The 2,437-nt window shown below is 43.5% G+C and carries 2 protein-coding genes and 1 pseudogene; all 3 read left to right on the forward strand.

The window, feature by feature from the left end; all coding sequences use genetic code 11:
* The coding region (gnd, locus tag PF479_RS07765; RefSeq protein WP_298004503.1) for a decarboxylating NADP(+)-dependent phosphogluconate dehydrogenase at window positions 1–1,048 on the forward strand (1,048 nt) is incomplete at its 5' end.
* Between the two features lie 3 nt (window positions 1,049–1,051).
* Window positions 1,052–1,804 carry a DeoR/GlpR family DNA-binding transcription regulator gene (locus PF479_RS07770; protein WP_298004506.1) on the forward strand — a complete coding sequence of 251 codons (753 nt, stop codon included), beginning with the start codon at window positions 1,052–1,054 and terminating at the stop codon, window positions 1,802–1,804.
* 68 nt (window positions 1,805–1,872) lie between these two features.
* Window positions 1,873–2,437: pseudogene (locus PF479_RS07775) on the forward strand (hypothetical protein); the annotation flags it as partial.

The following is a 2,437-nucleotide window of genomic DNA, read 5'->3' on the forward strand; positions in this document are numbered from 1 at the left end:
GAGATTCGGACCCAGTATTATGCCCGGTGGAAATGTAGAAGCCTGGCCTCATGTGAAGAATATCTTTCAGGACATCAGTGCGAAAACTGAGAGTGGAGAAGCTTGTTGCGACTGGGTCGGGAACGACGGTGCCGGACATTATGTGAAAATGGTTCACAACGGGATCGAATACGGTGATATGCAGCTCATTACAGAAGCCTACCAGCTATTAAAAGAAGGGATAGGATTCAACCACGATGAAATGCACGAGATCTTCGCTGAATACAATAAAGGACCACTTGATTCGTACCTCATAGAAATCACCAGAGATATCCTCGCCTATAAAGATGAAGACGGTGGACCACTGGTTGAAAAAATCCTCGATACAGCGGGGCAGAAAGGGACAGGGAAATGGACCGGAATAAGCGCACTCGACCTGGGAATGCCTGTAACTTTGATTGGAGAATCTGTATTCGCCCGCTGTTTATCTGCCTTAAAAGATGAAAGAGTTGCGGCATCGAAGAAAATATCCGGTCCCGATGAATCTTTTAGTGGAGACAAAAAGGGCTTTGTGAAAGACCTGGAACAGGCATTGCTTTTTTCAAAAATAATTTCCTATGCACAAGGTTATATGCTAATGAAAGAAGCGGCCAAAGAAAATAAATGGCAGCTGAACTACGGAGCCATTGCCATGATGTGGCGTGGGGGATGTATCATCAGATCTGTTTTCCTCGGTGAAATTAAAGAGGCATTTGATAAAAACCCCGATTTGTCCAACCTGATTATGGATGATTATTTCGGAGATATCCTGCAAAAAGCACAGAGTTCTCTCAGGCGTGTTATTTCGACAGCAGTAACTCTGGGAATTCCCGTACCTACCCTCTCTACAGCTTTAGCCTTCTTTGACGGGTACAGGTCAGCAAGGCTTCCCGCCAATCTGCTTCAGGCACAAAGAGACTATTTCGGGGCTCATACCTATGAAAGAACTGATAAACCGAGAGGAGAGTTTTTTCACACCAACTGGACTGGAACAGGAGGAGATGTTTCATCTTCCACTTATGAGGCATAATTAATGGGAAGGAATCCGCGTCACGATAAAATCTTGAACCTGCTCCAGAATCTCAGACAAATCTCAGTGAGTGACCTCACTGAGAGGCTGGGAGTCTCTCAGGTAACCATCAGAAAAGACTTGACCATTCTCGAGGAAAAGGGACTCATTCTGCGCAATCATGGTGGAGCCATGCTGGCCCAGGCAACGAATCAGATTTCTACAGTATCAACTCGAAAAGGTCTTTTTTTTGATAAAAAAGACCGGATTACCTCAAAAGCGATAGAATTGATTCAGGAAGGAGATTCTGTTTGTATTGATGCCAGTTCGACTAATCTGTTACTGGCGGAAAAGATAAAAACATTGCCCATAAGAGTCATTACAAACAGCCTGGAAATAATGAAAACATTATCATCGTCGAGAGACATTACTCTTACGGCAATCGGTGGGAATTTCCGGCAGGAAGCCAGTTCTTTTATTGGTCCCATAGCGGAAGATACAATAAATCAGCTGCAATTTGATATCGCTTTTATCGGGGCCACTGGCATTTCTGTGGATGGAGATTTTCTCACCCACAATACAATTGAAGGCAATGTGAAAAAAGCCATGCTGAAAGCGGCCAAACGAAAAGTGATTCTTGCTGATTCCAGCAAGTTGAATGCCAGATCTTTTTCCAAGTTCGCCAATGCGGACCTGATTGATGTATTAATTACAGACAGTAAATTTTCTGAAACTGACTTATTCCGGAAAATGGGAATTGAAGTTTTAATGGTTTAAATATAGATAAAACGGGCGACAAGTTATTGTCGGGGACCCGTTCTCAGTCTAATAGGAGATAAAAAATTATGGAATTGAAAAAAAAATATAAATACGCACTCTTAACACCGACCAGCATGGGAGTCAGACTTACACCGATAAACAGCCAGCCTGTTCATGTCAGCAATACATTTAATATGTATGCCACAAGTGCTGAAACAAATGTTTTGTCAGTGGCTTCATACCTGGGTATGCCTGTAAAAGTTCTTACCAACTTTGTAAAAGGTAGCCCAATTGCTCAAATTATAAAAAGCGATCTCCATCACCGCCATATGGATTTTGAAGGACCGGAAGTAGAACAGGGAAATCCCTGGGGATACCGGCATCAGATCAATATCGCTGACTCAGGATATGGGTCCCGTGGTCCGAGGGTTCACAATGACAGAGCAGGAGAAGCGGGACGACTTCTCAATGTTAATGACTTTGATCTGAACCGGATTTTCGGAGAAGAAGGTGTTGCTATTGTCCATTTGTCAGGACTAATTGCCGCCCTTTCACCGGAAACAGGGAAATTTTGTCTGGAAATCGCCAGAGCAGCCAAAAAGCACGGATCAAAAATATCTTTCGACCTGAATTATCGCGCCAGCTTCTGGA

The sequence above is a fragment of the Oceanispirochaeta sp. genome, from assembly GCF_027859075.1.
GTDB lineage: Bacteria > Spirochaetota > Spirochaetia > DSM-2461 > DSM-2461 > Oceanispirochaeta.